The 24,776-nt window shown below is 63.9% G+C and carries 24 protein-coding genes; 12 read left to right on the forward strand and 12 right to left on the reverse strand.

All coding sequences use genetic code 11. The features are described from left to right. Nucleotides 1-84: 84 nt before the first annotated feature. The 3 genes from AC0L3P_RS08625 to AC0L3P_RS08635 form a co-directional block, all read right to left on the reverse strand. Nucleotides 85-1,896, reverse strand: a complete 1,812-nt coding sequence (locus AC0L3P_RS08625) for a caspase family protein (RefSeq protein WP_473301606.1) — start codon at nt 1,894-1,896, stop codon at nt 85-87. A 39-nt stretch (nt 1,897-1,935) separates the two neighbouring features. Beyond that, nucleotides 1,936-3,762, reverse strand: a complete 1,827-nt coding sequence (locus AC0L3P_RS08630) for a caspase family protein (RefSeq protein WP_473301607.1) — start codon at nt 3,760-3,762, stop codon at nt 1,936-1,938. A 193-nt stretch (nt 3,763-3,955) separates the two neighbouring features. After that, on the reverse strand, nt 3,956-5,863 hold the full coding sequence (locus AC0L3P_RS08635) for an acyl-CoA synthetase (protein WP_473301608.1): 1,908 nt from the start codon (nt 5,861-5,863) through the stop codon (nt 3,956-3,958). A gap of 245 nt (nt 5,864-6,108) precedes the next feature. Between AC0L3P_RS08635 and AC0L3P_RS08640 the strand changes: the two genes are divergently transcribed. Together AC0L3P_RS08640 and AC0L3P_RS08645 are read left to right on the forward strand one after the other, a co-directional pair. Then, complete coding sequence (locus AC0L3P_RS08640; protein ID WP_473301609.1) at nt 6,109-7,188, forward strand: SecDF P1 head subdomain-containing protein; 1,080 nt, start codon at nt 6,109-6,111, stop codon at nt 7,186-7,188. Between the two features lie 277 nt (nt 7,189-7,465). Next, entirely contained in the window at nt 7,466-8,272 is an 807-nt protein-coding gene (locus AC0L3P_RS08645) for a Crp/Fnr family transcriptional regulator (RefSeq protein WP_275170088.1), read from the forward strand. Between the two features lie 18 nt (nt 8,273-8,290). On the opposite strand, the gene AC0L3P_RS08650 is transcribed toward AC0L3P_RS08645, so the two are convergent. Both AC0L3P_RS08650 and AC0L3P_RS08655 read right to left on the reverse strand, forming a co-directional pair. After that, nucleotides 8,291-8,932, reverse strand: a complete 642-nt coding sequence (locus AC0L3P_RS08650) for a glutathione S-transferase family protein (protein ID WP_473301610.1) — start codon at nt 8,930-8,932, stop codon at nt 8,291-8,293. A 242-nt stretch (nt 8,933-9,174) separates the two neighbouring features. Then, nucleotides 9,175-9,726, reverse strand: coding sequence for a cytochrome b (locus AC0L3P_RS08655; protein ID WP_473301611.1), 552 nt, complete (start codon nt 9,724-9,726; stop codon nt 9,175-9,177). A gap of 173 nt (nt 9,727-9,899) precedes the next feature. Between AC0L3P_RS08655 and murI the strand changes: the two genes are divergently transcribed. From murI to AC0L3P_RS08685, 6 genes are all read left to right on the forward strand, one after another. Then, the gene (gene murI / locus AC0L3P_RS08660; RefSeq protein WP_354208504.1) at nt 9,900-10,697 is read left to right on the forward strand and encodes a glutamate racemase; all 798 of its coding nucleotides are present in this window, start codon (nt 9,900-9,902) and stop codon (nt 10,695-10,697) included. Between the two features lie 61 nt (nt 10,698-10,758). Next, entirely contained in the window at nt 10,759-11,532 is a 774-nt protein-coding gene (locus tag AC0L3P_RS08665; RefSeq protein ID WP_354208503.1) for an HpcH/HpaI aldolase family protein, read from the forward strand. 74 nt (nt 11,533-11,606) lie between these two features. Next, complete coding sequence (locus AC0L3P_RS08670) at nt 11,607-11,990, forward strand: cupin domain-containing protein (protein ID WP_354208502.1); 384 nt, start codon at nt 11,607-11,609, stop codon at nt 11,988-11,990. Nucleotides 11,991-12,095: 105 nt separating this feature from the next. Beyond that, complete coding sequence (locus tag AC0L3P_RS08675; RefSeq protein ID WP_354058271.1) at nt 12,096-12,863, forward strand: acyltransferase; 768 nt, start codon at nt 12,096-12,098, stop codon at nt 12,861-12,863. 196 nt (nt 12,864-13,059) lie between these two features. Further along, complete coding sequence (gene rpsD, locus AC0L3P_RS08680) at nt 13,060-13,677, forward strand: 30S ribosomal protein S4 (protein WP_007612106.1); 618 nt, start codon at nt 13,060-13,062, stop codon at nt 13,675-13,677. An 88-nt stretch (nt 13,678-13,765) separates the two neighbouring features. Continuing rightward, nucleotides 13,766-14,833 carry a threonine aldolase family protein gene (locus AC0L3P_RS08685; RefSeq protein ID WP_354208501.1) on the forward strand — a complete coding sequence of 356 codons (1,068 nt, stop codon included), beginning with the start codon at nt 13,766-13,768 and terminating at the stop codon, nt 14,831-14,833. A 114-nt stretch (nt 14,834-14,947) separates the two neighbouring features. On the opposite strand, the gene AC0L3P_RS08690 is transcribed toward AC0L3P_RS08685, so the two are convergent. Genes AC0L3P_RS08690 through grxD form a run of 4 tightly spaced genes read right to left on the reverse strand, consistent with a single transcriptional unit; the run spans nt 14,948 to nt 18,426 of the window. Beyond that, the gene (locus tag AC0L3P_RS08690; RefSeq protein ID WP_275170079.1) at nt 14,948-16,210 is read right to left on the reverse strand and encodes a serine hydrolase domain-containing protein; all 1,263 of its coding nucleotides are present in this window, start codon (nt 16,208-16,210) and stop codon (nt 14,948-14,950) included. Nucleotide 16,211: 1 nt separating this feature from the next. Continuing rightward, a complete protein-coding gene (locus tag AC0L3P_RS08695; RefSeq protein ID WP_275170078.1) occupies nt 16,212-17,498 on the reverse strand; it encodes a serine hydrolase domain-containing protein in 1,287 nt (428 codons plus the stop codon). A 43-nt stretch (nt 17,499-17,541) separates the two neighbouring features. Continuing rightward, nucleotides 17,542-18,096 (reverse strand): O-acetyl-ADP-ribose deacetylase, encoded by a 555-nt coding sequence (locus AC0L3P_RS08700; protein WP_473301612.1) that lies wholly within the window; start codon nt 18,094-18,096, stop codon nt 17,542-17,544. Nucleotides 18,097-18,099: 3 nt separating this feature from the next. Next, on the reverse strand, nt 18,100-18,426 hold the full coding sequence (gene grxD / locus AC0L3P_RS08705; protein ID WP_063995769.1) for a Grx4 family monothiol glutaredoxin: 327 nt from the start codon (nt 18,424-18,426) through the stop codon (nt 18,100-18,102). A 241-nt stretch (nt 18,427-18,667) separates the two neighbouring features. Between grxD and egtB the strand changes: the two genes are divergently transcribed. Both egtB and egtD read left to right on the forward strand, forming a co-directional pair. Beyond that, complete coding sequence (gene egtB, locus AC0L3P_RS08710) at nt 18,668-19,960, forward strand: ergothioneine biosynthesis protein EgtB (RefSeq protein ID WP_473301613.1); 1,293 nt, start codon at nt 18,668-18,670, stop codon at nt 19,958-19,960. A 52-nt stretch (nt 19,961-20,012) separates the two neighbouring features. Beyond that, complete coding sequence (gene egtD, locus AC0L3P_RS08715; RefSeq protein WP_275170075.1) at nt 20,013-20,984, forward strand: L-histidine N(alpha)-methyltransferase; 972 nt, start codon at nt 20,013-20,015, stop codon at nt 20,982-20,984. Nucleotides 20,985-21,009: 25 nt separating this feature from the next. Here the strand turns inward: egtD and AC0L3P_RS08720 are convergent, their stop codons facing one another. Continuing rightward, nucleotides 21,010-22,203 carry a low temperature requirement protein A gene (locus AC0L3P_RS08720; protein WP_473301614.1) on the reverse strand — a complete coding sequence of 398 codons (1,194 nt, stop codon included), beginning with the start codon at nt 22,201-22,203 and terminating at the stop codon, nt 21,010-21,012. 24 nt (nt 22,204-22,227) lie between these two features. Continuing rightward, nucleotides 22,228-22,464, reverse strand: coding sequence for a BolA family protein (locus AC0L3P_RS08725; RefSeq protein ID WP_018316584.1), 237 nt, complete (start codon nt 22,462-22,464; stop codon nt 22,228-22,230). 210 nt (nt 22,465-22,674) lie between these two features. Here AC0L3P_RS08725 and AC0L3P_RS08730 point away from each other — a divergent pair, with 210 nt between their 5' ends. Next, entirely contained in the window at nt 22,675-23,034 is a 360-nt protein-coding gene (locus AC0L3P_RS08730) for a DUF427 domain-containing protein (RefSeq protein ID WP_275170074.1), read from the forward strand. A gap of 161 nt (nt 23,035-23,195) precedes the next feature. Here AC0L3P_RS08730 and AC0L3P_RS08735 read toward each other — a convergent pair whose 3' ends face one another. Continuing rightward, nucleotides 23,196-23,369 carry a DUF1328 domain-containing protein gene (locus AC0L3P_RS08735; protein WP_007612121.1) on the reverse strand — a complete coding sequence of 58 codons (174 nt, stop codon included), beginning with the start codon at nt 23,367-23,369 and terminating at the stop codon, nt 23,196-23,198. Nucleotides 23,370-23,559: 190 nt separating this feature from the next. Here AC0L3P_RS08735 and AC0L3P_RS08740 point away from each other — a divergent pair, with 190 nt between their 5' ends. After that, nucleotides 23,560-24,738 (forward strand): acyltransferase family protein, encoded by a 1,179-nt coding sequence (locus AC0L3P_RS08740; RefSeq protein ID WP_473301671.1) that lies wholly within the window; start codon nt 23,560-23,562, stop codon nt 24,736-24,738. Nucleotides 24,739-24,776: the final 38 nt, after the last annotated feature.

A 24,776-nucleotide genomic window follows, 5' to 3' on the forward strand; every position in this document is an offset into this window, starting at 1 on the left:
CGAGGCATGCAAGGCTCGTGTCGTCTGTCCTCACCTCAATCGCAGGCGTGTCTAGTCCGGCCGGACATCACCGCTGCCTAGACCTCAGTTGCAGACCTCACCTGTGATTTTTAAGCTGGCGTTCGCATTGGGCACGAGCCCAAGGCGACAGCCCTTCGCGACCGGTCTGCATCCGGCGCCGTTGCAGATCATCTGGCCGGAGGCTTGTGACTTTGGCGCCGTAGACTCAGCATCTCTGCGGTCGCTGTCGCGCCTCTTCGAATTCTCGCGCGCCGCGACCGGCTTCTTCTCCTGAATCTTCTCGCACTCGTTGTCGTCGCCGACGTGATAACCGGCGCGGCAGGTGATCTTCGCGCATTGATCGCCGTCGGCCTTGAAGCCGAAATTGCATACCAGCGGGCAGACCCGCCCCGGCTTCGCCTTCAGCGCATCGAGCGCGTCGACACTCGCGAGCTTTGCGTCGAACTGGGTGCCGGCATATTTGTTGAACAGAGTCAGCGAGCGCTGCGTTGCAGCGTTCCAGTCGCCGTCAGCGGCGGACGAAAGACAGCCGACCCGGCGCAGTTCGCCCTGAACGGATTTCGCGAGGTCGCCGGGTGGCGCAGCGTTTGGCGGCGGCGGCGACAGCGCGGCGACCTTCCTGCTTTCGGCATCAGCCGCCTGCTTGTCAGCCGCCTGCTTCGCAGCCGCCTCGGTCGCCGCCTTCTCCAGCGCCCGCTTCTCCGCGAGCGACTTGGCCGCGGCAGCTTCCGCCGCCTTGCGATCTCGTTCGGCCGCCTCCGCCTTGGCCTGCTCGACCTGCTTGGCCTTCTCCGCCGCGATCCTCGCCTCTTCCGCGGCTTTGGCAGCGGCGGCGGCTTTCTCCTGCTCGGCCTTCTGGGCTCGTTCGGTAGCGAGCCTCGCCTTCTCCTGTTCGGCCAACCGCGCCTTCTCGGTCGCCACCGTGCGATCCTCCTCGGCGGCAATCTTCTTCAACTGGACACGGGCGAGGTTGGCGTAAAACCCGTCCGGATAGGTCTGGAGGAATGCCTCCCAAGCTTCACGCAGGCCGGCCTGAAGGGCTAGCTCGTAGTCTTTGCGCACACTGTCCTGCGGATTTGCCTGCGGGCCGGCTGCGGCGGCCGGCCTCACCGGCACCAGCGGCACATCGCTGCCCCCCAGCGAGCCATAGACATACGGCTCCTGCTTGTTGCCGGTCTTCTTCAAGACGTCGTCACGGACAAACCCGAACGCCTTGCGCAAGTCGAGCCCGGGCTTGGGCAGATGATCGGTCAGCGCGACCGCGAACGGGCTGTTGCGGGAGTCGCCATCCGACGCCGTCGATCCCGCTTTGGCCGCAAACGCGATCATCGTGTTCGGACTGGTCGGCTCGACCTTGGCAAGCCCGCCACCAATCGCGCGCGAGGCCAAGGTGCGCTTCATCGTCTTGGCGAAGGGATTGTCGCGGCAGGCATCGAGGATGACGAGACGGAGTTGTTTGGCTGGTTCGACAGCATACAGCGCGCGATCAAGCGCGATCGTCTCGTCGAGGACATCGCCGTCGGTTTCCAGCATGGCATCGGTCGGAACGAGATAGTTGCTGCCGTCCAGTTCGATGCCATGGCCCGCATAGTAGATCACCGCCATGTCGGCATCGCGCGTCCTGGCCGCGAAGTCGCGTAGCGATCGCCGCATTTCGCTGGCGTTGAGGTCCAGCCTGATCTCGACCGTATCGAAGCCCGCGTTCCTGAACATACCGCCGACCAGCCCGGCGTCGTTCACCGGGTTCGCGAGCCGCGGCGCGTTTTTGTAGGCGGAATTGCCGATGACGAGCGCAACGCGCTTGTCGGCCTGGGCCGATCCGCACCCCAGCCAAAGACCGAAAATCAACATTGAAAGAGATCGCAAGACGATCATAGAAGAACGAGCCTTATACGGGCGATTGCCAGTGACACCCTAGTTGCAGACCTCGAAGTTGCCGCCGGTGGCTGTATTCGAACTAACCCTACCGGGGATCGTGCCGCTAACAAGCCGACATCCCTTTTGCACCGGGCGACAGCCGGTCGAACTGCAAATGATTTGTCCACTCGCCTCAGGCCTGGACGGCGAAGATTCGCCTGCCTTCCGGTCCGTATCCCGCCTCCTCGAATCTTCGCGCGTCGCCACCGGCTTCTTCTCTGGTACCTTCTCGCACTCGTTATCATCACCCACGCGATAGCCGGCGCGGCAGGTGATTTTCACGCATTGATCGCCGTCGGCCTTGGAGCCGAAATTGCAAATGAGCGGGCAAACCCGTCCGGGCTTTGCCTTCAGCGCATCGAGCGCGTCGACGCTTGCGAGCTTGGCGTCGAACTGGGTGCCCGCATATTTGTTGAACAGGGCCAGCGAACGCTGCGAGGCGGCGCTCCACTCGCCATCGGCGGTGGCGGACAGGCAGCCGACACGGCGCAATTCGCTCTGCAATGATTTTGTCAGATCAGCCGACGACAATGTGGATGCCGGCGCCGGTGAAAGGGCTGCAACTTTTTGCTCGACCTCAGGAATCTGCCGATCGGCCGTCGGCTTTGCCGCCTGCTCCGCCTTCTCTGCGGCCTGTTTGGCAACAAGCTCGGCCTTGGCCTTCTCCGCCGCCTGCTTCTCGGCCTGTGCTTTCGCAGCGGCAGCCTCGGCCAGCTTGCGCTGGTGCTCGGCCGCATCAGTCCGCGCCTGCTCGATCTGCTTCTGCTTCTCGGCCGCGATCCGCGCCTCTTCGGCGGCTTTGGCCGCCGCGGCCGCCCTGTCCTGCTCGGCCTTCTGGGCGCGTTCGGCAATAAGCCTTGCCTTCTGCTGCTCGGCCGCATTCGCTTTTTGCTCGGCCGACGCGCGCGTCTCCTCGGCGCCGATCTTATTCAATTGGCCCTTGGCGAGATTCGCATAGAACCCCTCGGGATATTGCGCCAGAAAGGCTTCCCAACCGTCGCGCGTGGCAAGCTGCAGCGCGAGCTCGTAATCCCTGCGAATAGAATCCTGCGGATTGGCCTGCGGGCCGGTCGCCGCCGGCTTGGTCGCGACCAGCGGCACATCGTCGCCGCCGAGCGAGCCGTAGACATAGGGCTCCTGCTTGTAGCCGGTGTTCTTGAGCACGTCGTCGCGCACGAAGCCGAACGCCTTGCGCAAATCGAGTCCCGGCTTCGGCAGGTGCTCGACCAAAGCGACGGCGAACGGGCTGTTCCTGGAGTCGCCGTCGGACGCGGTCGAACCGGCCTTTGCCGCGAACGCAATCATGGTGTTGGGGCTGGTCGGCTCGACCTTGGCAAGCCCCCGTCCGATCGCGCGCGAGGCCAGCGTCCGCTTCATGGTCTTGGAAAACGGATTGTCGCGGCAGGCGTCCAGGATGATCAGGCGCAGCTGCTTGGCCGGCTCGACCGCGAACAGCGCACGTTCCACCGGGATGGTCTCGTCGAGCACGTCGCCGTCCGTCTCCAGCGTCGCGTCAATCGGAATGAGATAGTTGGTGCCTTCCAGCTCGATGCCGTGGCCGGCGTAATAGATCACCGCCATATCGGCATCGCGGGTCCTGCCGGCGAACTCACGCAACATGCGCCGCATCTCGCTGGCACTGAGATCCAGCCTGACATCGACGGAATCAAAGCCCGCCTTCTTGAACATACCGCCGACCAGAGTGGCGTCGTTGACGGGATTGCCGAGCTTGGGCGCGCTCTTGTAGGCGGAATTGCCGATGACAAGCGCGACCCGCCGGTCCGCATGGGCCGGTCCGCAGGCGAGGCCAATAGCCAAAATCAACAAAGCAAATATCCGAAACGGAATCACTTGCGTCCCCCCGGATGCAATTCCACGAGACTATTCGGACCATCGCTCAATTACCAATTCTTCCTATGTGATACTTGTCACATAAGGGGCTCTATCGGGGGTATGGATAATGCGGCGAAGCGTCGCTCTGCTTTCGAGCTGACGCCAAAGCCGTCCGTCGGGTCCGTTACATTTGCACCACCTCATGGCGCATCACGAACGGTGCAAGCAGTGCGTGCACCTCGCTCGCAACCGCCTCGCGCTGATCCGCCGGCAGGCCCGCCAGCGTCACGGTGGCGATCGAACCGTGGCTGCCGTGAGCGCCGACCCTGACCTTGCAGTCGATGCCACGCGCGGCGAGCGGTGTCAGCACCTTCGTGAACACGCGCTGGGCTGCGTCCCAGCGCAGCTGCGGCTTGAACACTTTGCCGACGCCTGTCACCGGCATCGGATCGATCGGGATGACCTGCACCGGGACAGCCGCGCGCTCCGGCGTACGCTCGCGCACCCATGTCTCCAGCTCGCCCGGTTCGACGATCGCCCCCGGCTTCAGCTGCACATACCCCACCGGCAGCTCGCCGGCATAGGCGTCGGGTTGGCCGACCACCGCGGCAAAGCCGACGGCGGGATGGCGGAACATAATCTCCTCGATCGGCGCGGGATCGATGTTGTGGCCGCCGCGGATCACGAGATCCTTGGCGCGGCCGGTGATCCAGAGATAGCCGTCGGCATCGAGCCGGCCGAGATCGCCGGAATTGACCCAGACCTCGTCGACGAAGGCACCCTTGTTGTGCTCGTCGTTGAGATAGCCGCCGAACACGCCGGGCCCGGCCATGATGACGACGCCGATCTCGTCCGGCGCGCAGTCGCGGATCAGGCGGCCATCGGCATCGAGCTGGACGATGCGGACCCGCGCGTAGGGCATCGGAAGGCCGACCGAACCGAGCCGGATCGGCCGCGACCGATAGGCCAGCGTGTGCACGCTCGAGGTCTCGGTCATGCCGTAGACCTCGACGACAGGCAATTTGAGCTTGTCCTGGATCGCAGACCCCACCGCGACCGGGATCGCCGAGCCGCCACCGGCCGCGTATTTCAGGCTGGAGATGTCGGCATTGCCAGGCGGCACCGCGAGCGTTGCGGCGAGTACCGTCGGCACGCTCGACAGCGCCTCCGGCTTGAAGCGCTCGACCAATTGCCAGATGTTCTTCACCGCATTCGGATTGCGCCAACCGCTCGGTGACAGCACGACCAGTGAGCCGCCGGCCGCCAGCGTCGTCAGCACCTGCGTCAACGAGCCCCCGACGTGAAACAGCGGCATGCCGAACAGCATGTTGGCGCCCGGCTTCGACTTCAGCAGCAGATTGAGCGCCCAGGCCTGATAGACCTGGTTGGCATGCGTGTGCCGCACCAGCTTTGGCGTGCCGGTGGTGCCGCCGGTGTGGAAATAGGCGGCGATGTCGTTGCCCAGAATCTTGCGTCCGCTGATAAGGCGGTCTGAAGGCTGCTGCTTGATCAGGTCGCTGAAGGCAAAGACTCCCTTCCCCGGGTCACCGCCACCGAACACCTGTACGATCGCCTTGAGATGCTTGAGCTGCGGCTTGATCTGCTCGACTTTCTGCCAGATGTCTGTGCCCGGCATCGGCCCGAGCGCCACCAGGACTTTTGTGTTCGCCGCTTCCAGAATCTCCGCGATCTGGTGCGGCTCCAGGAGCGGATTGACGGGATTGGCGATGCCGGCGGTCTCCGCGCCGAACAGCGTTACAAAGGCGTCCGGCACCAGCGGCAGCATGAAGCTGACGACGTCGCCTTTCTCGACGCCAAGCGCGTGAAACATGTTGGCGGCCTGCGTGACGCGCGCGATGAAGTCGCGGTACGTGACCACGACCGGCGTGTCGGCCGGATCGGCATTTTGCAGGAACTGGAGCGCCGGCCCGTCGGGGTTACGGGCCGCACCCAGCCTGATGGCGTCGTAAGTGCTCTCGGCCGCGACGCGATCGGCGTAAGGGACTTGCTCGAAGGCCCGGACCTCTTCGTCAGTCGCCAATTCCGGATAGTCGTTGCCGATGAACCGATCGAGCGCATGGATGCCCGCCATGAAATTCCGTTCTCCCTCAGATGCACTTCCCCACGCCCTGTCTTTTGACTTTTGGTTGGCGAGGCGCCGACCAGTCGCCGGTCGCGCACGGATAGAATGATGGATTATTTGGCGTTCGTCCATGACTTAAGGCTACCGCAGTCGCATTCGGATAAGAGGCCTTTGAACCTCCGCGTCCGGTCCGGGGACCAAGAACATGCATCGGACTCGCCTGCCAGCGCCCTGCCGCAAGACTCGAGGTAATCATGACGACGCCCCTGCGGGACCGCGCCACACGGCTGATCGTCGCACTCGCCATGATGGCCGTGCTCGCGCCGACCCGCGCGGCCCACGCCGAGGACGGCCAGACCGACAAGATGCGCGCCAAGATCTCGGCCTTCATCAGCGACAAGATGGAGAAGCTCGGCGGATCGCGCATCGTCTACAAGGTGGACACCGATGGCCTGCGCGAGAGCGTCGTCACGGATTTGCGCGACGACGTCTACAAGACCCTGCGCGAGGGCAAGATCGCCTTCTCCGGTCTCGCGATCCGCGACGGCGGCGTCGAGTTGAAGATTGCCGACGTCAAGGGCCGCGAGCAACTCGCACGCAAGCTGGCGTCGGCCGCGGAAGGATTGCCGTCGCATGCACTCGCCGTGACCGACGGCGGCGACGGACTGGTCAGGCTCGCGCCGACCAATGCGGCATCCGCCGCGCGGTTGCACGATCTCGTCGAAGATGCCATCGCCATGATCGAGCAGCGTCTGAAGGAGGCCGGCGTCCAGCTCGCCAGCGTCCAGCCCGATGGGACCGACCGTATCCGAATCTTCCTGCCCGGTGTGATGGAGCCCGAGCGTGTCACCACAGTCTTCGCCCGAAGGGTCAAGGTCGGCTTCCGCCTGATCGACCTCTCGATGCAGCCTGAGCAGGCGCAAGCCGGCACGCCGCCGGCTGGCACGGAAGTCCTGCCCGGCTTCAAGGACAAGAGCCTTTATCTGGTCGCCAAGGACAGCGTGCTCGACGGCGACGACATCAGCTATGCGGGCCCGGGGTTTGCGACCGCCACGAAAGAGCCGATCGCCTCGTTCCGTTTCAACGGCCGCGGCACGCGGCGCTTTGCCCACATCACCGAGGAGAATATCGCAAAGCCCTTCGCCATCGTGCTCGACGGAAAGGTGATCTCCGCTCCCGTGATCCGCGAGCCCATCACCGGCGGCTCGGGCCAGATCTCCGGCAATTTCACCCTGGAGGAAGCAAACAGCGTCGCCATGCTGCTGCGCGCCGGTTCGCTGCCCGGGCACCTCGGCCTGGTCGAGCAGCAGGTCGTGCCGCCCGCCAAGCCCTAAGGCGGGGGATCGCCCCACGCCCACGCCTGGTCCTGCCCCGCCCCGTCGGCAGCCGGGATCCACCACACAGAGGCTCGTACCCGGTGGGCCCCGAATCGCGGGCGCGCCACGGCCATACACACCGTCAAACAGGCAATTGCCGAAACGCCCGATCAGGCTAAAATTTGCCTCTTGCGGCACGGCGGCCGAAAGCTTCATTCAAGCGGTCGTCGTTCGATTTCGGCTATAGGTGTCGAGAATACGACCGTGACTGAAGGCCTTACGCGGGGATAGTACCATGCCGTCCGGCAGCGCAGACATTTCGTCGATCCTCGACCGCATTCTCGAGGCGGCGACGGATAACCTCAGGATCGCGAAGATCCTGGTCCAGATGGGCCTCGATCCGAACAACGTCACCTACGATTCGATCTTCAATCGGATGCTGGAGATCTTCGTCCAAAACATCACGCTGGCCAATATGTTCGCCGCGGTCGGGGCCGGCTTCTTCGTCGCCACCCTCCTGATGCGGACCATGGTGCCGCTGCGCGTCGCCAACATGATCGGCTGCGCGTTCTTCGCCGTCTTCGGCGCGCTCTCCGCCAACGTCTCGACCTTCCTGCTCTATCTCCTGCTGCTACCCATCAACGCCTTGCGCCTGCGGCAGATGCTCAAACTCGTCAAGAAGGCGCGCCATGCGGCCGAAGGCGACATGTCGATCGAATGGCTCAAGCCGTTCATGACCGAACGCAAATATCGCCGCGGCGACACGCTCTTCAAACTCGGCGATCCAGCCAAGGAGATGCTCCTCACGGTCACCGGCAAGTTCCTGGTCAAGGAGATCAATATCGAGATCATGCCGGGCGCGCTGATGGGTGAGCTCGGCTTCCTCACGCCGGGCAACCGGCGCACCGGAACGATTGAATGCATCGAAGACGGACAGGTGTTGACGATTACCTATGACCGGTTGCTCGAGATCTACTTCCAGGATCCGCAGTTCGGCTATTACTTCCTGGTGCTGACCAGCCAGCGCCTGCTGCAGAACATCGATCGGTTGCAGAATCAGCTGGCGTCCGAGCGGGCGGCCACCACGAACAGGATTGCGTGATCGAGTGCGCGTCGCCGCTCAGCTCAGCAGCAACGCCATGCCCGGATCACCCTTCTCCATCGCACGCCGATAGCCCGCCCGCGCGCTGATGCGGCCGAGATATTTGGCCACGTTGGGACAGCGCTGGAGGTCATAGGTCTGGAAGTAGCGCATGGTGGTGAGTGAGAACACCGTCATGATGTCGGCGGTCGTGAAGGCGCTGCCCGCAAGATATTCGGCCTCGTGAAGCCTTGCGTCGAGAAGATCGTAGGCCCGATCGAGACGCCCCTTCATCGCGAGCAGGGTCGGATTGTCCTTGGCGAGATCCAGCCGGCTCAGGATCATCATCCGTCCCATGCCGGGTTGCAGGGTGCCATTGGCGAAATGAAGCCAATACAGAAACTGCGCGAAGGCAGGATCAGTGGGACCGAGCACGAGTCGTCCGTTGCCATATTTTGCAACGATGTAGTCGACGACAGCGCCGGATTCCGCGAGCACCAGCTCGCCGTCGGTGATCACAGGCGCCGTACCAGCTGGATGCAGCGCCTTGTACTCGGCCGGAGCCAGCATCGTGACGGGATCGCGCGTATAGCGCTTCAGCTCGTAGGGAATTCCCAGCTCCTCGCACAGCCAGACGATTCGCTCGGACTGCGACTTGCCGAGATGATGGACGGTGAGCATGAGGCCTCCTGCGAGTCATGAGTTTGATCGGTCGTGGCGCCGCATCATACTGCGTCATTGCGATGTCGAAGCAATGTCATTCCACAACCGTCACCCTGAGGTGGCCGCTTCTTCAGCGGCCCTCGAAGGGCGACGGCCCGGCTGCATCCGGCGGCTCATCCTTCGAGGCTCCGATTGCGATGCATGCGCATCGCAATCCTCGCACCTCAGGATGACGGATCGAACAGAAGCACGAAGCCGCCCTACCCCGCCTCGTCCGTCACCATCCGCGCCACGACGCGGTCGCGGCGGATGAAATGGTGCCACAGGGCGGCGATCACGTGAACCGCGATCAAGGCGAGCAGCACATAGGCAAAGAGAATGTGGCGGTCTTCATAGGCGTCCGCCTCCGCGCGGTCGGGAGCGGTGAATTGCGGCACGTGAAACAGGCCGAAGAAGCCCGAATAATCAGGCGCGTGCGCACCGGAATGTGCCCAGCCGAACATGGTGACGAGGATGACGGCGAGATAGAGCGCGCCGTGACTGACATGGGCCGCGACCTTCTGCCAGCGCGAGGTCTCGGCCGGCATGGGCGGTGTCGGGTTGACGAGGCGCCACACCAGGCGCAGCACGGTGAGCAGCAGGATCACATAGCCGATATCGGCGTGGATCGAACGGTAGAAAAAGCGGTCGGGACGCGCCGGGATGTGGTTCATCCACCACCCGAAGCCGATCATACCGATGATGGTCAGCGCCAGACTCCAGTGCAGCCATCGGGAAATGATGCCCCAGCCGTGACTGGTATTTCTGATCATGTCGGCTCTCCGGAGTTTTGCGGGCCTGTCCGTATCCGCACCGCAGTACGGCAGCTGATACCGGGACCATGCGGCAATCCCGAAATCGAATCGCTGCAAATTAGCCTTAAGCGCCCCTGCCGCAAAACCGCCCCAAAAACCGAATGGTAACCATGTCGGGCTAGAGTGATCACGTGACCAATTCCCCGACGATTCTGGTGTTCGATTCCGGCCTTGGCGGGCTCACGGTCCTGCGTGAGGTCGTGGCCGCGCGCTCCGATGCGCATTACGTCTACGTCGCCGACGACGCCTTCTTCCCCTACGGCCACCATAGCGAGGACGCGATCATCGCCCGCGTGGTGCCGCTGATGGGGGAATTGATCGGCACGCACGATCCTGACCTCGTCGTCATCGCCTGCAACACGGCGTCCACCTTGGTCCTATCGCATCTGCGCGCCGCTTATTCCCTGCCCTTCGTCGGCACGGTGCCGGCGATCAAGCCAGCCTGCGCGCAGTCGAGGAGCCGGCGGGTGTCGGTGCTCGGCACCAAGGGCACGGTGAAGCGCGAATACACCAAGGCGCTGATCCGCGATTTCGCGCAAGGCTGCGAGGTGACGCTGGTCGGTTCGCCCGAGCTGGCGGCGCTGGCCGAAGCAGAGCTCAACGGCTCTCCCGTCAGCGACGACGCCATCCTCGCCGAGCTCGCCCCGTGTTTCGTCGGCGATGCCGGCGACGCAGGCGCACGCACCGACACCGTGGTGCTCGCCTGCACGCATTACCCGCTGCTGCTCGACCGGCTGAGAAAGCTGGCCCCCTGGCCGGTCGACTGGATCGATCCGGCGCCCGCGATCGCCCGCCGCGTCTCGGATCTGCTCGGCCCGCACACCGATGGTATCGCGCAATCCGGCGCCGAGATGATCTTCACCTCGAACCGCGTGCATGGCCTTTCGGCCGTGCTGATGCCGTTCTTCGGCGGCCGCATTCCAGCCTGACCTTGCGCCTCGACGGCGCGCTGCTAGGCTCCGCCGTCGTCGTTTCCTGCAGGTTCTTCCCATGTCGGTCTCCGCAACGCCGCTCAACCGTCTCCGCCAGCTCTGGCGCGAGGGTCGCCCCGCCTTCGGTGCGATCGCGACGATCCCGAGCGTGCAGACCGTGCAGATCATGGCGCGCTCGCTCGACTGGATCATCGTCGATCTCGAGCACGGCCCGATTGGACTGACCGAAGCACATGCGATGATCGCGGCCACCACCGGCACACCGTGCACGCCGCTGGTGCGGATCGCGGCGAACGAGCCATGGCTTGCGAAGGCACCGATGGACATCGGCGCCTTCGGCATCAATTTCCCGATGATCACCAATCGCGCGGAGGCTGAGAAAGCGGTGCGCAGCGTGCGCTATCCGCCACGCGGCGATCGGCTCTGGGGTCCGTTCCATGCGCCATTCCGCTGGGGCCAGTCGATGCCGGACTATATGGCGAGCGCGGATGACGAGATGATCTGCATGATCACCATCGAGCACGTCGACGCCGTCAACCGCATCGACGAGATCATGGCGACGCCCGGCATCGACGTCGCTGTGATCGGCCCCGGCGATCTCGCCACCTCCATCAACAAGCGCGGCCAGATGGACGATCCGGAATTGCTGGAGCTGGTGGCGCGGGCCGAGGCCGGCATCCTCAGAAGCGGCGTGCCGATTGGCGGCGTGGCGCGTACCGCAGACCAGGCCAACGCTCTGGTCGACCGCGGCTACCGCGCGATCGCGCTCGGCTTCGACTGGTCGTTGTTCCAGCGCGGCATCATGGCGGCGTTCGACGGAATCAAGGGCTAGCCATTGAGTCTTGCCGGGAGTTTTGCCGGGAACCACCGCGCTGCTAGGGTCGGTCGTTCCAGGGAGGAAAAACCATGTTCAAAAAGACTTTGCTCGCTCTTGCCTTCACCGGCCTTGCCGTTGCCGCCTTCGCCCAGCAGCCCGGCATCAAGCGCACCCCGCTCCAGAAGGTCGAATTTCCGGATGGCTACAACACCATCACGGCCATCGCGGAAGTCCCGGCGGGCGGCGCGGCCGGTCGCCATACCCATCCTGGCATCGAGACCGGCTACGTGCTCGAAGGCGAGCTCAATCTCCTCATCGACGGGCAGCCGGAAAAGACGCTGAAGGCCGGCGATTCCTACCAGATCCCGGCAGGTGTCGTGCATGACGCCAAAGCCCACGGCGACAAGGCTATGAAAGTGCTCGGAGTTTACGTCGTCGACAAGACCAAGCCGCTGGCCTCGCCGGCGCCCTGATGCGGCGAACCGACCGGCCCCACGCGGGTTGGTTCGTGCTAGAGCAGGCGGCGGGCGGGAACTCCGCTCGCTGCACAAACTTTAATCAGGGGAAACCAAAGAGCGATGCGCGGGACGTCCAAGACCATTTCGCTGCCGCGTCGCCTGATTGTCGACCTCATGCACGCCTCGATGGGCGTGCCCTTCGTGTCCCTGTCCCGTTCGCTCGATATCGGCCGCCTGCTGGAGGCCCGCGCGGGCGCGATGGCGCCAGCCGGCTGGGCGGCCATGTTCGTCAAGGCTTTTGCCCTCGTCGCCAGGGACGAGCCGGTCCTGCGTACCGTCTATGCCAAATGGCCCTGGCCGTCGCTCTACGAGCTGCCGAAGAGCGTCGCGTCGGTGGCCATTGCCCGGGTCGAGGGCGGCGAGGAATGCGTGATCCCGCAGCGAATCGTGGCTCCCGAGGCCATGACGCTGGCTGCGGTCGACGCCGAGATCCGGCGCGCCAAGACCGCCCCGATCGACGAAATTCCCATGTTCCGCAAGATCATGCGGGTGACCCGCCTGCCGCTGCCGCTGCGGCGGCTGTCCTGGGCTATCGGGCTGAAATTCGGCCGGCAGCGCGGCAATTGGTTCGGCAGCTTCGCGGTGAGCTCGGTGGCAGCCTATGGCGGCGGCGAGCTTCACCCCATCACGCCCGGCCCCTTCATCGTCAGCTATGGGGTGGTCGGGCCCGACCAGACCATCCATGTCGTGATTCGCTGGGATCACCGGGTGACCGACGCCGCCCCGATCGCCCGGGTCCTGACCCGGCTGGAACAGGTCCTGAACACTGAAATTGCTGCCGAATTACGGGCGGCCGGGTCGAAGCCGATCCGGGCAGTCGGGACGTGATTCCGGGCCATTCGCATTGACAGCGAGCCCCAAATCCTCCTAAAAGCCGCTTGCTCGCGGGCCGATTTCGGCCCGCGATGCGTTTCGCGACCCGTGGTCCTGTCCCTCAAGCTTTGGGATCGGACCTGTCAGTGCCGGCCTAGCCCGTCACACAGGAGGGCGCGTTTCCTCAAACCATGTACCTGAAGAGGACGCGATGACTAAGCGCAGTGAGGCGAAGTACAAGCTCGATCGCCGTATGGGCCAGAACATCTGGGGCCGCCCGAAGAGCCCCGTGAACCGCCGCGAATACGGCCCCGGCCAGCACGGCCAGCGCCGCAAGGGTAAGCTCTCCGACTTCGGCGTGCAGCTGCGCGCTAAGCAGAAGCTGAAGGGCTATTACGCCAACATCTCCGAGCGTCAGTTCCACAGCATCTATGTCGAGGCCAGCCGCCTCAAGGGTGATACCGGCGAGAACCTGATCGGCCTGCTCGAGCGCCGTCTCGACGCGGTTGTGTACCGCGCCAAGTTCGTCTCGACGATCTTCGCCGCGCGCCAGTTCATCAACCACGGCCACGTCAAGGTGAACGGCCGCAAGGTCAACATCTCGAGCTATCTGGTCAAGATCGGCGACGTGATCGAGGTCAAGGAAGCCTCCAAGCAGCTCGCCCACGTCCTCGAAGCCAGCCAGCTCTCCGAGCGTGACACCCCCGACTATCTCGAAGTCGACCACGGCAAGATGACCGCCAAATATATTCGCATCCCGCACCTCTCGGACGTGCCGTTCCCGGTGCAGATGGAGCCGCATCTGGTCGTCGAATTCTATTCGCGCTAAGATCTGAATATCGAAAGGCCCCGGTTCGCCGGGGCCTTTTTGCTTAAGAGCCACACTTCATTGGCCGTTTGCCTTCAGGAGGCGTCGCATGCTCTACACCCCTCCCCCGATCGACCCCAAGGCGCCGCCGGTGCGCATCAATCTGCTCTCGGACACGCAGACAAAGCCGACACCTGCGATGCGCGAGGCGATGGCGCGCGCGGAGGTCGGCGACGAGCAGGTCGGCGATGATCCGACCGTGAACGCGCTATGCGAGCGCGTCGCCGAGTTGCTCGGCAAGGAAGCCGCCGTGTACATGCCCTCCGGCACGATGTGCAACGTCACCGCGACGCTGGTGCATTGCCGTCCCGGGGACGAGATCCTCGCGCATGAGAGCGCCCACATTATCGCGCGCGAAGGCGGCGCGCATGCTGCGATCGGCGGCTTCCAGGTCACGCAGCTGAAGGGACCCGACGGCCAGTTCACGCCGGAGACGTTCCGCAAAGCGCTGCATCCACGCACCCGCTATCAGCCGCCGCAGACGGTGGTCAGCGTCGAGCAGACCGCCAATATCGGCGGCGGCACAATCTGGAAGAAAGCCGCGCTCGACGAGATCGTCGCGATCGCGAAACAACATGGCCTCGTCACTCACATGGACGGCGCGCGTCTGCTCAACGCCACTGTCGCGAGCGGCATCTCCCCGCGTGACATGACCGCGGGGTGGGATTCGGCCTGGATCGACTTCTCGAAAGGCTTGGGCGCGCCGATCGGCGGTGTGCTGGCGGGATCGCGCGCCTTCATCGATGCGGTCTGGCAGTGGAAGCAGCGGCTCGGCGGCTCGATGCGGCAGGCCGGAATTTGCGCGGCGGCCTGCATCTACGCGCTCGACCATCACGTCGACCGGCTCGCCGACGATCACGCCAACGCGCGCGCGCTCGCCCGCGGTCTGTCGCAGATCCCTGGCGTCGAAGTGCAGGAGCCCGAGACCAACCTGGTGTTCTTCAAGCCCGATGGAGCCGGCATTCCCGGCGACAAGATGGTCGCGGCACTGCGCCAGCGCGGCGTGACGCTTGCGATGATGGACGGCCGCATTCGCGCCTGCACGCATCTCGACGTCAATGCGAGCCAGATCGAGGAGACGATCGGCTACGTGCGCGAGATCGCGCGCGGAGCGTAAGTCCTGTAGCCCCGTAGCCCGGATGGAGCGCAGCGAAATCCGGGGCGACATCGGCAGCGGTCCGGATTGCGCTTCGCTCCATCCGGGCTACCACAGCGGGGCTAGACGAAAAGGCTACCGCCCCATCGCCTGGTAGATCAGCGTCTTCAGTGCCAGTTGAATCCGGCCGCGCTGCGTCGGGGTCTGCACCATGAAGATTCCGAACAGATCGTCCTCGGGATCGATGAAGAAGAACGTGCCGCCGACGCCGTCCCAGCGATATTCGCCGAGCGGCCACGCCGTTCCAGGGGGAACCGAGGTGCGCACGGCGAAGCCAAGACCGAAGCCGGAAGATCCGCCCGGATAATAGTTCTGGTCGCGCGCGATCTTCGTCTCCGACCCGATATGATCCGAGGCCATCAGCGCGATGGTCTCTGGCTTGAGATAGCGCCGGCCCTCATACGTGCCGCCGTTGAGCAGCATCTGGGCGAAGCGGGCGTAGTCGCCGACGGTACCGACCATGCCGCCGCCGCCCGATTCCCATGTCGCCGGCCGCCTGATGTCGCGGAGCTGCGTCGATGGATTGATGTAGCGATCCTCCGGTATCGGCTCGGCGATGCGCGGGAATTTGGCGGGATCGGCGACGAAGAAAGCCGTCTCGGTCATGCCGAGCGGATCGAGCAGCCGCTCCTTCTCGAACTGCAGCAGCGTCTTTCCCGTGATGATTTCGACGACGCGGCCGAGCACGTCGGTGGAATAGCCGTAATCCCACACCGTGCCGGGCTGCTCGACCAGCGGCAGCGTGGCGATCTTGGCGGCGAATTCGGCGTTGGTCAGATTGCTGTTGAAGAGATTGGCGTCCGCATAGAGCTCGCGCACCATACCGCCGCCGTAATAGCCGTAAGGCAGCCCTGAGGTGTGGCGCAGCAGATCCTTGATCGTGATGGGTCGCTCCAGCGGCTCCAGCGCCAGGGCGACTTTGCCGTCCTCGGCCTTTTTCTCGATACCGACCTTCATGCCGGAAAAAGCCGGAATGTATTTCGAGACGGGATCGTCGAGCGAAAGCCTGCCCTCCTCGACCAGCATCATCGCCATCACGGAGGTGATCGGTTTCGACATCGAGTAGAGGCGGAAGATCGTGTCCGCGCTCATCGAGAGTTCGGTCGCGACGTCGCGGACGCCGAAATTCTGGGAATACACCGGCTTGCCGTGCTGCTGAAGCAGCAGGATGGCGCCGGGGATCTTGCCGGTGGCGACCTCGTTGCGGATGTAGTCGGAAACCTTCGCCAGCCCCGCGGGCGAGAGCGTGCGGACGACAGGTCTCTCCGAGCCTGCCTCCGCAACGATGCCGCCGGCGAGAAGGACGAGCGCCGCGATCAATGCGCGGCGCCCGACCATGTCAATTCTCCATTGCTTCATAAACCAGCTGCTTCAATGTTCGCTGCACGCGCTGGCGCTCGGTCGGGGTCTGCTCCAGCAGCACGAAGAACATGTCCTGCTTGGGGTCGATCACGAAATAGCAGCCGGAGGCGCCGTCCCATTTCAATTCGCCGAGATCGCCGGGCGGCGGCGGTTTTGCGTTGCCGGGATCGGTGCGGACCGCAAGTCCGAGACCGAAGCCGAAACCATCGCCGGGGAAGTAGAAATAATCGCGATCGACACCCGACTTGGGTCCGATCTGGTCGGTCGCCATCAGCTTGAACGTCTCGGGCTTGAGAATCGTCTTGCCGTCGAGGCTGCCGCCGTTGAGCAGCATCTGCGTAAAGCGCTCATAATCCGCCATGGTCGTAACCATACCGCCGCTGGCAAACTGGATTTTCTTGGCGACCGTCGGATCGTTGATCCGTCCGACCCGGAAATCGCTGTCGTTCGGCACCGGCTGCGCCAGCAGCTTCTGCTTCTCGGGATCGGTGACGAAGAAGCCGGTATCGACCATGCCGAGCGGATCGAGCAGCTTCTCCCGTTCGATCTCGATGAGCGGCTTGCCGGCCGCGACTTCCATGACCCGGGCCAGGATATCGGTGGAATGGCCGTATTGCCACAGCGCGCCCGGCTGGTTGTGCAGCGGCAGTCTTGCGATGCGCTCGGCGAACTCCGCGAGGTCGAAATCGCCGGCATAGATGTTGGCCTCGCGATAGGCCTTGCGGACCAGACTGTCGCCGTAGAAGCCGTAGGTGACGCCCGAGGTGTGCGTCATCAAATCGTGCACCGTCATCGGCCGGTTCGGCGGCACGAGCTCGAGCGATTTGGTGCCGTCCTCGGCCTTCTTCTCGACGCCGACTTTCACGTTGGCGAAGGACGGAATGTATTTCGAGACGGGATCGTCGAGCTTGATCGTACCTTCCTCGATCAACTTCACTGCGACCACGGACGTGATCGCCTTGCTCATCGAGAACAGGCGGAAGATCGTCTTGTCGGTGATCGGCGCCTTACTGACCACGTCCTGCACGCCGAAGACTTCGTGGTAGACCGGCTTGCCATGTTGCTTGATGAGCACGTTTGCGCCGGCGATCTTGCCGGTCGCGACCTCGTTCTTGAAGAACTCGGTGATCCTGGCGAGCTTGTCCTTGTTGAAATGCGCGCCGGCCGGAATCTCGTAGGTGCCCTCCGCCCGCGCGAACGACGTCGTACCCAACGACACAAGCGCGGCGCAGACCAGCGCACGCAGTCCAGACTGTGAAATCATATCCCCTCCCCGGAACATGGCCCGGCGGAGTGTACTGACCACGTCAGTCGGCACAAGGGCTGCTGTGCCGCGCCAAAGCGTCCGCGTGCAGAACCGCGCTCTTTTCCGAGAAACAACAAAATATGACCTCGACCACCAGCGGCGCGGCCGGCAGGGCTTCAATGGCCGCATGGACCGCAATCGTCGCGGCCTGGTCGGCGGGAAAGCCGTAAACCCCGGTCGAAATCGCGGAGAACGCCACGGAGGTCAGCTGATTAGCCTCACAGAGCTCAAGCGCACGGCGATAGCAGGAGCGCAGCGCCTCAGCCTCACCACGAGTGCCGCCGTGCCAGACCGGACCGACCGCATGGATCACATGACGCGCAGGGAGAAGGTAGCCCGGCGTGATCTTGGCATCGCCGGTCGGGCATCCTCCAAGCCTCCGGCACTCGGCTAGAAGCTCGAGACCGGCAGCGTCATGGATCGCACCATCGACGCCGCCCCCACCAAGGAGCGACGTGTTGGCCGCGTTGACGATGGCGTCAACGCTCAGCGTGGTGATGTCAGCAACGATGACCTTGAGCTCGGCGCCTCCGATCCGGCGCGTCAGCCGGGTCACGTATCAGGCCGCGACAGCGACGCCCTTTTCGGAGAAGAGCTGCTGCAACTCACCGGCCTGGAACATCTCGCGGACAATGTCGCAGCCGCCGACGAACTCGCCCTTCACATAGAGCTGCGGAATGGTCGGCCAGTTCGAAAAGTCCTTGATGCCGTTGCGCAGTTCGGCGGATTCGAGAACATTGAGGCCCTTATAACCGACGCCGATGTGGTCGAGGATCTGGACGACCTGGCCGGAGAACCCGCACTGCGGAAATTGCGGCGTACCCTTCATGAACAGAACCACGTCGTTCGACTTCACTTCGTTAGCGATGAATTCCTCGATGCTCATATCCGTGTCCTTATGGGGCGGAGCCCACTCCAATTGCTTCGGGCTGGCTCAGCCGATTTAACCCGATCCCTCCCCATATATGTAGCCCAAACCGTTGTGCATCCAAAGTAAAATGGCGGCGAGCGGCCCCTGGGCGGACCGCTCTCGGCAGCAGCGGCCCATTGCATGATGGCACGAATATCATCGCCGAGGAGGACTTTCATACCGTCACGGAGCTCCTATCTAGGACGAACCCGGCGTTTTGGAACCCGACAACGCCAACAACGTTCTCTTGTCCTGTCTGGAGAAAAACGTGACGAAACAAGGCTCCGCTACGGCCCCCGCCCCGTCACCGTCGGCCGATTTGGGCGGCCTTGCCCAGAGGCTGGAAGACGCGTTTCTCGCCGTCCGCCACGAGACCGAGCGCCGGGCCGCGCCGCTGTCGCCGGAGGACCAGCAGATCCAGTCCATGCCGGACGCGAGCCCGACGAAATGGCACCGGGCGCACACCACCTGGTTCTGGGAGCAGTTCGTGCTCGGCGAGCACTGTGCGGGCTACCAGCCCTTTCATCCCGACTTCGCCTTCCTGTTCAATTCCTATTACGTCAGCGCCGGCCCGCGCCATTCCCGCAATCACCGCGGCGATATCACCCGTCCGAGCGCCGATCAGGTCGGCGCCTATCGAAAACATGTCGACGCTGCCGTCGTGAAATTCTTCGGCGACGCCGGCGAGGACAAGCTTCGCGAGATCGCGCCACTGGTCGAGGTCGGCCTCAATCACGAGCAGCAGCATCAGGAATTGATGTTCACCGACATCCTGCACGCCTTCGCGCAGAATCCGATCCCGCCGGCCTATGATCCGGACTGGCGCTTCCCGACCGCGGCGCCGGCCGGCGACGATTGGCTGACGCTGAACGAAGGCATCCACACCGTCGGTCATGTCGACGACAGTTTTCATTTCGACAACGAGAAGCCGGCCCATCGTGCCCTCGTTGGCCCGGTCAAGCTCGCACGCAATCTCGTCACCAATGGCGAATGGCTCGCCTTCATGCGCGACGGCGGCTACCGGACCGCAACGCTGTGGCTGATGGACGGTTTTGCCGCCGCCAGCAAGGACGACTGGCAGGCACCGGGCCATTGGCGCGAGATCGACGGCCAATGGCATGTGATGACGCTGGCCGGCCTCAAGCCGGTCGATCCCGACGCGCCGGTCTGCCACGTCAGCTATTACGAGGCCGACGCCTTCGCGCGCTGGACGGGAAAACATCTGCCGACCGAGATGGAGTGGGAGGTCGCGGCTCGCGCCGGCCAGCTCAACGATGCCTTCGGCATCGTCTGGCAGTGGACCCGCAGCTCGTATTCGCCCTACCCCGGCTATCGCGCCATCGAAGGCGCCCTCGGCGAATACAACGGGAAGTTCATGGTCAACCAGCTGGTGCTGCGCGGCTCTTCGCTTGCAACCCCGGAAGGGCACAGCCGTATCACCTATCGCAACTTCTTTTATCCGCACCACCGCTGGCAATTCACGGGACTGCGGCTCGCCGACTACGAGTAAAATTCTCATCCGACGACAAATGCGCGCCGGACAGCGCGTTCAGGAGAGTATCATGAATGTGCACGCCAGCGCCTTGGCCGAAGCCCATCTTCCCGACGAGCAGACCACCGCCTTTGCCCGGGAGGCCATCGGGGACCTCTCGCAGCAGCCGAAAAAGCTGTCGCCGAAATATTTCTACGATGCGGCCGGATCGGAATTGTTCGAAGCGATCACACGGCTGCCGGAATATTATCCGACACGCACGGAGCTTGCGATCCTGAAGGAGCGCGGCAGCGAGATCGCAAAGATCATTCCGGAGCACGCGGCCCTCGTCGAATTCGGCGCGGGCGCGACCACAAAGGTCCGGCTGCTGCTCAACCACTGCAAGTTCGCGGCCTATGTGCCCGTCGATATCTCCGGCGACTTCCTGACGGCGCAGGCGAACGGCCTGAAGCGGGATTTTCCGTCACTCGGCATCTACCCGGTGGCGGCCGACTTCACCACGCCCTTCGAGCTGCCCAAGGCAGTGGCGACCATGCCCAAGGTCGGGTTCTTCCCGGGCTCGACCATCGGCAATTTCGAGCCGCATGAAGCGCAGGCCTTCCTGAAGAGCGCGCGCGCCATCCTGGGCCGCGGCGCGCAGATGATCATCGGCGCCGACCTCGAGAAGGAGGAGCGCCTGCTCCACGACGCCTATAATGATGCCGCCGGCGTCACCGCACGTTTCAACCTCAATGTGCTGGTGCGGATCAACCGCGAGCTCGGCGGCAATTTCGACCTCTCCGCCTTCACCCACCGCGCGATCTACAATCGCGAGCGGCACCGCATCGAGATGCACCTGATCAGCAAAAAGAGCCAGACCGTGCGCCTGCTCGGCACCAGCTTCTCGTTCCGCGCGGGGGAGAGCATCCACACCGAGAACAGCTACAAATACAGCCTCGAGCGTTTTGCCGCGCTGGCGCAAGGCGCGGGCTGGCGAGTGCGCGAGAGCTGGACGGATGCGGCGAAGATGTTCTCGGTGCACGCGCTGGAGGCGGCGGAGTAAAGGCTCCGGGCCAATTGGCGCCGGCTCAATGCTCTTCGGCCTCTTGCGGCGTCGATCCCAGTGAGACCGACTCCCATACCGCGACAACGATCATGATCACTGTCGCGGCGACCGACAGCCATAGCGGCGAGAGCTCCGCGGCGAACCACGACAGCACCAGAAGCAGGATGATGCCAATCCCGTGCGAGAGCTGGAGGAAGCCGCGGATCGCGTGCTTGAACAGGATGGTGCCGACCAGGAACAGCAAGGGACCGCCGATCGTGCTGACGATGGTCCTGATATCGGAATGCCCGACCGGATGCTTCAGCACCAGCTCGTCGGAGACCGCGGTCAGGATGATGCCGGCGACGATCGGCATGTGCAGATAGGTATAGGCGAGCCGCGCCAACCGGCCGGATTCAGCGGATTTCGAGATGCGCTCGGCGCCGGCCTCGGCGCCCTTGTGGAAATAGACCCACCACATCGCGATGCTGCCGACCAGCGCGGAGACGAAGGCCGAAATGTTGTCCGCGGTCCAATCCAGCTCGGCAAAGGTCGCGCCGTTGACGACGACGGCCTCGCCAAGCGCGATGATGACGAAGAGCGAGCAGCGCTCGGCCATGTGGCCGCCCTCGACGGCCCAGGCCTCGACCGACGAGAAGCCCAGCTTCGGGACCCAGAAGCGCACCGCCGGCGAGACGTATTCGATCGACAACGCCCCGATCCAGAACCATAGCCGCGCCTCGTCATGGGCGAGGCCGCCGAGGATCCAGAAGATCGCGGAGACCGAGAGCCACGTCAGGATGCGGATCGCATTGTGCCGGACCGCCATTCGATGCCGCGGCGTTGCAAACATCCAGAAGGCGGTGCGCCCGACCTGCATCGTTGCGTAGGCGATCGCAAACCACAGGCCCCGCCCCTCGAAAGCGGTCGGGATCGTCGTCGACAGCACGAGGCCGCCCAGCATCATCAGGAAGATGAGGATCCGGACCGGCGTCAGCTCGGGATCGAGCCAGTTGGTGACCCAGGCGGTGTAGACCCACACCCACCATACCGCGAGAAACAGCACCGCGACGTGCACCGCACCGAGCGGCGTGAAATGGTGCAGCAGCGTGTGCGAGACCTGCGTGATCGCGAAAACGAAAACCAGGTCGAAGAACAGCTCGGCATTGGTGACGCGGCTGTGCTGGTTCGGCAGGATGACGCGAAACATCGCGCCGCGCGGATTGTCCGCAGCCATCGTCATCCCCTCGTCACGATCAGATTAAGCGCCCGGGACACCGGTTTGTAGCGCCAGCGCATGCAGCACGCCGCCCATCTGGCCGCGCAGGGACTGATAGACGATCTGGTGCTGCTGGACGCGGGACTTGCCGCGGAAGGATTCCGAGATCACGGTCGCGGCATAGTGATCGCCGTCCCCGGCGAGGTCACGGATGGTCACCTCGGCATCGGGGATCGCCGCCTTGATCATCGCCTCGATATCGTGGGCGTCCATTGGCATTCGGGTCGTGCTCCTGTCTCGGCTGCAATCAGCCTTGTCGTCGAATCGCTGCCGGGGTCCGGATCCGCAAAGCCAATCTTGCCGGCGGGGCCAAACTTAGCGTGAACGGCCTTCTACGTCACGCCTTGAGGCACTATATCCGTGATCCCATTGCGATAAAGCCACGACAAAGTGCCGCGCGCGGCAGACTGATCGAAAAGGCATGAAATCATGAAGCTTCCAGGGCCCGACCACCCCATCACCATCACCCCAAATCCCCGACGCGTCCGCGTCACGGCCGGCGATATCGTGATCGCCGAGACCACCAAGGCGCTGACGCTGAAAGAGGCGAAATATCCGGCGGTACAATATGTGCCGCGACAGGACGCCAACATGGCGCTGCTGGAGCGCACCGACCGGGTCACCCATTGCCCTTACAAGGGCGATGCCAGCTATTACAGCGTCAAGGCCGACGGCCAGACGCTGGACAACGCGATCTGGACCTATGAGGCGCCCTTCCCCGCCATGACCGAGATTTCCGGTCATCTCGCCTTCTATCCGGATAAGGTGAAGATCGAGGAAGTGGGGTAGCCGCTGAGAGTTCGTCATGCCCGGGCTTGTCCCGCCTGCGCGGCCGAAGCCGCTTCGGCGAGGCGAAGGCCCGGGCATCCACGTTCTTGGTCATGCGCGGATGGCCTGGATGGCCGGGACGAGCCCGGCCATGACGGCAGCGATGGCTGACGCGAGCCCCGCTACGCCCTGAAGATCGTGAGCCCCAGGATCAGCAGCACCAGGAAAATCACGACGAACACGTAGAACAGGAAGCGGGCGATGTCGGCGGAGGCGGCCGAGATGCCGGTGAAGCCGAGCACGCCGGCCACGATCGAGACCAGTAAGAAGATCAGCGCCCATTTCAGGATCGTCATCGCCAGCTCCGAAATTGTACCGCCTTGCCACGGCCCTCAAGCCGTTTTGGCGAACGCTAACTTCGTCGCAGGGAACTGGTTCCTAGGGGTGTCGGGACCTGCAGACGTGTCAAACGACCCTTGCTGAATCCGGTTCCCGGCGGCAAAGTCCGGCCGGGATAGAAGCGCGACCGGGGCGGCCACGATGACGATGTCACATTCAGCGACGATCGGGGCAGAGGTGCACGCGGCGCCGAGGGCCAAGGCGCGCAATCTGTCGCTCGATCGTGCCCGCACCTTCCTCACGCTGGTGGTGCTGCTGCACCACGCCGTCATTCCCTACACCTATTTCGGTCACACCGATCCGGCCTTCTGGGCCGGTTTCGACATCGTCGTGCTGGCCACCGACAGCTTCTTCATGGCCATGTTCTTCTTCCTGTCAGGACTGTTCACCTGGCCGGGCATCGCGCGCAAGGCGCCGTCGGTCTTTCTCCGTGACCGCCTGTTACGGCTCGGGCTGCCGTTCGCGATCGCGGCGTTCACGGTCATCCCGCTCGCCTATTACGCAATCGCGCTGCGGCACGATCCGGGCCTGGGCTTCACGGCGTTCTGGTGGAAGACGATCACGGTCGGCCCGTGGCCCAGCGGCCCGATCTGGTTCGTGTGGGTGCTGCTGGCGTTCGATCTGACCGCGAGCCTGCTCTACCGGGTCTCCGCGCATCTGGTCGATCCCGGCAACCGCGTGTCGCTGCGCGGATTCGACCAGCCGGCCGTATTCTGGCTGCTGCTCGTGATCGTCGCGACAATCGCCTACGTGCCGGCGCTGCTCTATTTCGGCGGCAGCAAATGGTTCGAGTTCGGGCCGTTTTCGGTGCAGGCGAGCCGCGTCCTGCTCTACTTCGCCTATTTCTTCATCGGCGTCAGTGTTGGAGCTGCGAATTTCGATCGCGGTATCCTCAGCGCCGGCGGCCAGTTGCCGAAACAGCGCTGGCTGTGGGTGCTCGCCACGCTGATCCCCTACTGCCTGATGTGGGGCATGATCTACATCAAGCGCGAGATCCTCGGTAATCCCGACCCACAGCCGCACTGGTACCAGGCGATCTACGGCACGTTGTTCGTGCTGTTTTCGGCCGGGATCCTGCTCGCGATCCTCGCCTTCTTCCTGCACCAGAAGTCGCCGGGCCCGAACCTGCTCGACCGCATGCAGGCGGATGCCTACGGCATCTTCCTGGTGCACTACCCGATCGCGTTGTGGATCCAGTACGCGCTGTTCGATTACAGCTGGCCGGCGATCGTCAAGGCCACGATCGGCTTCGTGCTCACGGTGATCCTGAGCTGGGGACTGACGGCGGCCCTGCGGAAAATTCCGGGGGCCTCGCACGTGTTGTGAGGCCGAGCTCTTTCCATTGTCATTGCGAGGAGCTCTTG

The organism is Bradyrhizobium sp. WSM4874 (assembly GCF_055811835.1).